The organism is Pseudoflavonifractor sp. 524-17 (genome assembly GCF_009935845.1).
Classification (GTDB): Bacteria; Bacillota; Clostridia; order Oscillospirales; family Oscillospiraceae; genus Pseudoflavonifractor_A.
Genome location: NZ_QWEK01000030.1, coordinates 41,796 through 48,458, shown reverse-complemented (window position 1 = coordinate 48,458; position 6,663 = coordinate 41,796). Strand labels below are relative to the sequence as shown.

Here is a 6,663-nt window from a genome sequence, read left to right as displayed (position 1 = left end):
ATGGGAAGATATCCTCGCAGCCCTGATTGGGCAGGATTTGGTGGACGAAACAACGCTGATGCTGGACAGCACCACAAACTGAAAAACAACCGCCGCTTTGCCACCAGATATGAGAAGAAAGCACTCTATTTCCGGGCTGTTGTCTGCCTTGCCTGTATCCTTAGATGGTTACTTTGACAGTTTTAAAACAGACTCTAGCACCTGGTCCAGGCTGTGTACCGCCGTCACCGTATCGTCCGGCGCCGTTCCCCCGTCCCGCTGGAGCAGAATGGGGCGTATCCCGGCAGAGCGGGCCCCCGCCACGTCAGAGCGGTAGGAGTCCCCCACGTGGATCACCTGCTCCGGCCCGCAGCCGCTGACCTCCAGCGCCTTTTCGAACAGCTCCCGGTGAGGCTTATAGGCCCGCACCATGTCCGCGCAGACAATCCCCGCAGGGGAGAGCCCCTTGTCCTCCATTCCCTTTTCGATGTACTGCATCCCGTTGTTGCTGATCACATAGATGGGCCTGGAGCACCGCTTGAAAAATTCCTTCACGTCGGGAAAGGGGGGCGCGTAGATCCAAAACCGGCGGATCTGCTGGTGGAGGTCCTGTAAATCCTCCCTGAGATGAAATTCCGCCGAAAATTCCTCCAAAAGCCGATCCACAATCTGGTCCTCTGTCTGGTAGGTGTCCAGATAGCTGGCCTCCTCATACGCACGCAGCCTGGTCCACCAGAGGGTGAGGACCTCTCTGGGGCCAGACAGGTCGCTGTTCTGGCAGATCCGGGCGACGACCTCCTCCATCTCCCTGCCCCGCTCCTGCACCATTGTCCCTGTGTAATCCAAAAATACCGCCTGTATCATGGATAACCTCCTGTCTGTACTGCACTCAATTCAGAATCGCGTGTTTATTTTAGCACCGCCGCCGGGAAATATCAAATTCTCTCCGGCGGCGCGGGGGAGCCGCCTTTGCCTCCTCCTGCAAAAGCGGCAAAATTTTCACCCAGACTTGGTGAAGAAAGTTTGAAATCCGTTAGGGTTCCCGCGCTTTTGTCACTCGCCAGGCATAAATTTTGCGTACCAATCCACATACGCCGGTGAAATCAGCGCTTTCTTAACAAAATCCCCGCTATGACAGAAGAGAAAAGTATGTTACAATAGATGCGGCCTTGTTTGAAAACTGTCAGCACAGCCCGAACAGCGGGGGTTTTTCCACCATGCGGCGTTTTGGACTGTCGTTTATCAAGCAAGAACTGAGAACCTGTTCCTAACCGGATCACGCTGGATTTCCGCGGCCTTTTACGGTTGTGTGCAGGTTCTGAATCTCAGCCATGAGATAAATTTTAACAGAACCGAGGGAGTCAATTTTGGAACTGATGGAGTGGCTCACCCACAATCAGGCGGGAGAGCTGGTTTTTACCATGCTGGTGGCCATGCTGCCAGTAATTGAACTGCGGGGGGCGATCCCCTTCGGGGTGGCGCTGGGGCTGAATCCCTGGGCGGCACTGACGGCCAGTATCATTGGAAATCTGCTGCCGCTGCCCTTTATTGTGGTGTATATCCGGCGGATTTTTCAGTGGATGCGCCGCCGCCTGCCCAGGCTGAATCATCTGGTGGACCGGCTGGAGCATAAGGCCCATCTGAAGGGGCGGAAGGTGAGCAAATATCAGTATCTTGGCCTGATGATCTTTGTCGCCATTCCCCTGCCGGGGACCGGGGGGTGGACCGGCGCTCTGGCGGCGGCCTTTTTGGACATGCCCCTGCGCAAGGCGGTGCCTGCCCTGGTGGCGGGGGTGTTCACCGCGGGCTTTTTGGTGACGTTTTTGACCTATGTGGTAAAAATGGCTATCATTTGAACCCTTTTCTCCCCCGCCGCATAGGATGGCCCGGAGGTGAGTGGAGATGCAATCCATTCTGCAAGCGTGTGTGGCCCTGCTGGCCGCCACGGGGCTGCTGACCTTGGCGTGGCTGTGCTTCGGCAAGCTGCTGTGTCCCCGGGCGGGGGGGAAAGAGGGCGGGCCGGTGTACGCCGTCCTGCCGGTGCGGGGGGACGCCGCCACTTTGGAGCACGATGTCCGGGGCCTGGTGTGGCTGCGGGGCAGCGACAGCGCTAAATTCACCATTGTCATCGCCGACGCCGGCCTCAACGACCAGGGGCGCAGCATCGCCCACGCGCTGCTCATCCGGCACGGAGGTATGGCCCTGTGCTCAGCGGAGCGGCTTGGGGAGTACATAAGAGAAGCAATCGGGTAAAGGGTGATCCAGTGGAACACAGAGAAGAACAGGAGCTCTCTCTCATTGAGGGCGGTGTGGACGCCGTGATCTATCAAAACGAGGAAAACGGCTACACCGTGCTTCGGCTGGACGCGGGAGAGCAGGGGGGCATCACCGTGGTGGGGTGTATGCCTGGCGTGGCTCCTGGGGAGCGTCTGTCCGTCCAGGGGAAATGGATGCGCCACGCCTCCTATGGGGAGCAGTTCAAGGCGGAGATTGTGGAGCGCCGGATGCCCGCCGGGGAGGAGGCCATTTTGGAGTACCTCTCCTCCGGGGCGGTACGGGGCATCGGCGCGGCCACCGCCCGGCGCATTGTGCAGGAGTTCGGCGGGGAGGCCCTCACCGTGCTGGAGGAGGCCCCGGAGCAGCTCACCAAAATCAGGGGCATCACCCGCAAGCGGGCTCTGGCCATGGGAGAGCAGTTCCGCCTTCAGATGGGAATGCGCCGGCTGCTGGAATTTCTGGGAACCCACGGGGTGGCCCTCCAGCTGGCCATGCCCCTGTACCGCCGGTACGGCAACCGGGCGCTGGAGGTGGTGCGCTCCAACCCCTACCTCCTGGTGGACGAGGAGCTGGGGGTGGAGTTCTCCGTGGCGGACCAGCTGGCCCTGGACATGGGCCTGGAGGGAGAGGATCCCCAGCGCATAGAGGCGGGGCTTGTCTTTGAGCTCAGCCACAATCTGATGAACGGCCACACCTTTTTACCCAGGCGCAAGCTCCTCGCCGCCACTGCCCAGCTTCTTCAGATCGAGTCGCCCGAGGTGCTGGAGGACGGGCTGGAGGCTTTGGCCGAGCGTGGGGAGGTGGTGCAGGAGCCGGTGGCTGGAGAGGCGGCGTGCTACCTGTTCGACCTCCAGGAGGCGGAGGAGTATGTGGCCCAGCGCCTGGGGGAGATGGCCCGGCGGGAGCTGCTGCCCCCCCAGGGGCTGGACGGGCTCATCGACCGCATTCAGCGAGAGCAGGGCATTGTCTACGCCCCCCAGCAGCGGCAGGCGGTGGCCACCACCGCCCAGCGGCAGGTGATGCTCCTCACCGGCGGGCCGGGGACGGGAAAGACCACCTCCCTGCGGGGGGTGCTGGCCCTGTTTGATTCCCTTGGCCTGGACACCGCCCTGGCCGCCCCCACCGGCCGGGCCGCCAAGCGGCTGGGGGAGCTGTGCGGCCGGGAGGCCGCCACCATCCACCGCCTGCTGGAGACCCAGTTCGACCCCGGCAGCGGCCGGCTGGTCTTCGCCCACGATGCCTCCGACCCCTTGAAGGCAGATGCCGTCATTGTGGACGAGACCTCCATGGTGGATATCTCTCTCATGCGGGCGCTGCTGTCCGCCCTGCGGGGAGAGTGCCGCCTGGTGCTGGTGGGAGACCCGGACCAGCTCCCCTCCGTAGGCCCGGGGAACCTGTTCTCCGACCTCATCCGCAGCGGCCGGATCCCCATGGTGCGCCTGACGGAGATCTTCCGCCAGGCGGCCCAGAGCGCCATTGTGCGCAACGCCCACAGCGTCAACCGGGGGGAGCTGCCGGTGCTGCGCAATGGAGAAAGCGACTTCTTCTTCCTGCGCCGGAAGGACCCGGCCCAGGCCGCGAATACCATTGTGGAGCTGATCCAGACCCGACTGCCCAAGAACATGGGCATTCCGGCGGAGCAAATTCAGGTCCTCTCCCCCACCCGGAAGAATATCGCCGGCACCGCCGCCCTCAACCGGGCGATCCAGGAGGCGGTCAACCCCGCCCAGCCCGGCCTGGGGGAGCGGCGGTTCGGCGAGTACCTCTTCCGCGCCGGCGACCGGGTAATGCAGGTACGCAACAACTACGACCTCATGTGGCGGTCTGAGGACTCCCTCACCTCGGGAATGGGTGTGTTCAACGGGGACATCGGCCGCATTACCAAAATTGACAACCGGGACGAAGTCATCACCGTAAACTTTGACGGCCGCATTGTGGAGTACTCCCCCGACATGCTGGGAGAGCTGGAGCCCGCCTACGCCGTCACCGTCCACAAGGCCCAGGGCAGCGAGTACCGGGCGGTCATTTTGGCGGTGTGCCGGGGGGCGCCCATGCTCCTCACCCGCGGAGTGCTCTACACCGCCATCACCCGGGCCAGACAGCTGCTCATTCTGGTCGGCGATGAGGAAGTGGTGGCCCAGATGACCGCCAACGACCGCCAGCAGCGCCGCTACTCCGGCCTGCGCTGGCGTCTGGCCCAGGAAAAATAGGTTTCGCAAAATTTCGTTGACTTGAATCAAGTTGTATAGCTTAATTCAAGTATATATCAAGTATATCATCAGCCTATCCTAAGGATGGATGGTGGCATGAAATGAAGCGTGACAAACATCTGGGCATTACAATCAACAGCGAAATGCACCGGAAGCTGGTCTATATCTCAGACTATGAGGGCCGTTCTATGAGCGGACAGATTTTATATCTGATTCAGCAGTGCATTCGTACCTTCGAGCAGGAGCATGGCGCCATTGCCCTGGACGAGCAGTCTTGAACCGAGGGGTTGTGTGGGTTCTGGACCTGCTCTTTCCGCCCAAATGCGCGTTCTGCGGCGGGCTGCTGGCGGACGGGGAGGTCCATCTGTGCGCCGGGTGCCGGCGGGAGCTGCCCTGGCTGAAGGGCGCGCAGGCGGAACAGGCCTGTGAGAATATCACTCTGGCGGTGTCCCCGCTGCGCTATCAGGGCAAGGTGCGCGACTCCATCCGGCGGTATAAATTCCACGGCCGCCGGGGCTATGCCAAGGCGTATGGTCCCCTGGTGGCGGCGTGTATCCAGGCCCATCTGCCGGGGCGGTTCGACCTGCTCACCTGGGCGCCCCTGTCGGACAAGCGGAAGCGGCAGCGGGGATACGACCAGGCCTTTCTGCTGGCAAAGGCGGCGGGCAAGGCGTTGGGGATAGCGCCCACGCCCCTGCTGAAAAAGACCCGCCACACCGCCGCCCAATCCGGCCTGGACGGCCAGGAGGCCCGCAGGACCAACATCCAGGGGGCCTATCAGGCGGTGGGGGGGATCCCTCTGGTGGGGAAACGGGTGCTCCTTTTGGACGACGTAATCACCACCGGCTCCACCGCGTCCGCCTGCGCCCGGGCGCTTCTGGACGCAGGTGCGGCGGAGGTTTTATGCGCCACGGTGGCCCGGGCCCGCTGACCCGCCGGCAGTCCGGCGCGTGCAATCGAACATAAGATGCAGAATAGTTACAAAAACTTATGAAAAAACCAGTTGAAATCCATGCGCTTTCTCTTCTATAATAGGGAAGAAACACAGATATAGCACAGGCACAGCGATTAACTGTGAAATTCTGGGGAAAAATAAAGCAAATGCGAAAGAAGCTTTGAGGTGTGGGAATGTTCAGTAAGGATATCGGCATTGACTTGGGCACTGCGTCCATTTTGGTATATGTAGAAGGCCAGGGGATTGTCCTTCAGGAGCCGGCGGTGGTGGCCCTGCATAAGGACACCGGCAAGCTGCTCAAGGTGGGCACCGAGGCCCAGCAGATGCTGGGCAAAACCCCCGGCAACATTGTGGCCATCCGCCCCCTGCGGGAGGGGGTTATCTCCGACTATGACATGACGGAGCGGATGCTGAAGGAGTTTATCCGCAAGGTGACCTCCTTCCGCCTGTTTAAGCCCCGCATTGTCATCTGTGTGCCCTCCGGCATCACGGAGGTGGAGGAGCGGGCGGTGATTGACGCCGGCATTCAGGCCGGGGCCCGGCGGGTGTACCTGATTGAGGAGCCGCTGGCCGCGGCCATCGGCGCCGGCATCGACATCACCCGGCCCGACGGCCACATGATTGTGGACATCGGCGGCGGCACCGCGGATATCGCGGTGATCTCCCTGTCCGGCATTGTGGAGTCCAGCTCCATTAAGATCGCCGGCGACAAGTTCGACGAGGCCATTGTGAAATACATCCGCCGCAAGCACAACGTCCTCATCGGCGACCGGACGGCGGAGGAGCTGAAGATGAAGATCGGCTGCGTCTTCCCCCGGCCGGAGGAGGAGTCCATTGAGATCAAGGGCCGCTGTCTCATGACCGGCCTGCCCCGGGTGTTCACCGTCACCTCCAGCGAGATGATCGAGGCCTTTGAGGAGCCCGCCACCCGCATTCTGGAGGCCATCCACAGCGTGCTGGAGAGCACGCCTCCCGAGCTGGTGGCCGACATCGCCACCAACGGCATTGTTATGACCGGCGGCGGCAGCCTGCTGTGGGGCTTTGACAAGCTCATCGCCTCCCACACCGGCATCGAGACCTATGTGGCGGACGACGCCATCTCCTGCGTGGCCTACGGTACCGGCAAGAGCCTGGACACCATCGGCGACATGCAGGACGGCACCATCAACCTCTCCCGCCGCAAGCAGATGAACTAACCTATGGGCGCTGTACCGTCGGTATAGCGCCCATATTTTTATAGAG

Annotated in this window: 7 protein-coding genes; 6 read left to right on the top strand and 1 reads right to left on the bottom strand. The window is 61.7% G+C overall.

The features are described 5' to 3' along the window. Nucleotides 1-168 precede the first annotated feature (168 nt). Nucleotides 169-843: an HAD family hydrolase gene (locus tag D1159_RS11960; RefSeq protein ID WP_161845892.1), complete on the bottom strand. Its 675-nt coding sequence runs from the start codon at nucleotides 841-843 to the stop codon at nucleotides 169-171. 512 nt (nucleotides 844-1,355) lie between these two features. On the opposite strand from D1159_RS11960, the gene D1159_RS11955 reads away from it, so the two are divergent. The 6 genes from D1159_RS11955 (at nucleotide 1,356) to mreB (ending at nucleotide 6,617) form a co-directional block, all read left to right on the top strand. Further along, complete coding sequence (locus D1159_RS11955) at nucleotides 1,356-1,835, top strand: small multi-drug export protein (RefSeq protein ID WP_161845895.1); 480 nt, start codon at nucleotides 1,356-1,358, stop codon at nucleotides 1,833-1,835. Between the two features lie 46 nt (nucleotides 1,836-1,881). Further along, complete coding sequence (locus D1159_RS11950) at nucleotides 1,882-2,232, top strand: hypothetical protein (RefSeq protein WP_161845891.1); 351 nt, start codon at nucleotides 1,882-1,884, stop codon at nucleotides 2,230-2,232. Between the two features lie 11 nt (nucleotides 2,233-2,243). After that, nucleotides 2,244-4,466 carry an ATP-dependent RecD-like DNA helicase gene (locus tag D1159_RS11945; protein ID WP_161845890.1) on the top strand — a complete coding sequence of 741 codons (2,223 nt, stop codon included), beginning with the start codon at nucleotides 2,244-2,246 and terminating at the stop codon, nucleotides 4,464-4,466. A 101-nt stretch (nucleotides 4,467-4,567) separates the two neighbouring features. Continuing rightward, entirely contained in the window at nucleotides 4,568-4,744 is a 177-nt protein-coding gene (locus D1159_RS19225; RefSeq protein WP_202621057.1) for a hypothetical protein, read from the top strand. After that, nucleotides 4,741-5,397, top strand: a complete 657-nt coding sequence (locus tag D1159_RS11940) for a ComF family protein (RefSeq protein WP_161845889.1) — start codon at nucleotides 4,741-4,743, stop codon at nucleotides 5,395-5,397. The genes D1159_RS19225 and D1159_RS11940 overlap by 4 nt, the downstream gene beginning before the upstream one ends. Nucleotides 5,398-5,594: 197 nt before the next feature. Next, entirely contained in the window at nucleotides 5,595-6,617 is a 1,023-nt protein-coding gene (gene mreB, locus D1159_RS11935) for a rod shape-determining protein MreB (protein ID WP_161845888.1), read from the top strand. Nucleotides 6,618-6,663: the final 46 nt, after the last annotated feature.

Bases quoted from the DNA above. Each gene is read 5' to 3' on its own strand.
- D1159_RS11960 (WP_161845892.1), bottom strand. From the start codon at position 843: ATGATACAGGCGGTATTTTTGGATTACACAGGGACAATGGTGCAGGAG.
- D1159_RS11955 (WP_161845895.1), top strand. From the start codon at position 1,356: ATGGAGTGGCTCACCCACAATCAGGCGGGAGAGCTGGTTTTTACCATG.
- D1159_RS11950 (WP_161845891.1), top strand. From the start codon at position 1,882: ATGCAATCCATTCTGCAAGCGTGTGTGGCCCTGCTGGCCGCCACGGGG.
- D1159_RS19225 (WP_202621057.1), top strand. From the start codon at position 4,568: ATGAAGCGTGACAAACATCTGGGCATTACAATCAACAGCGAAATGCAC.
- mreB (WP_161845888.1), top strand. From the start codon at position 5,595: ATGTTCAGTAAGGATATCGGCATTGACTTGGGCACTGCGTCCATTTTG.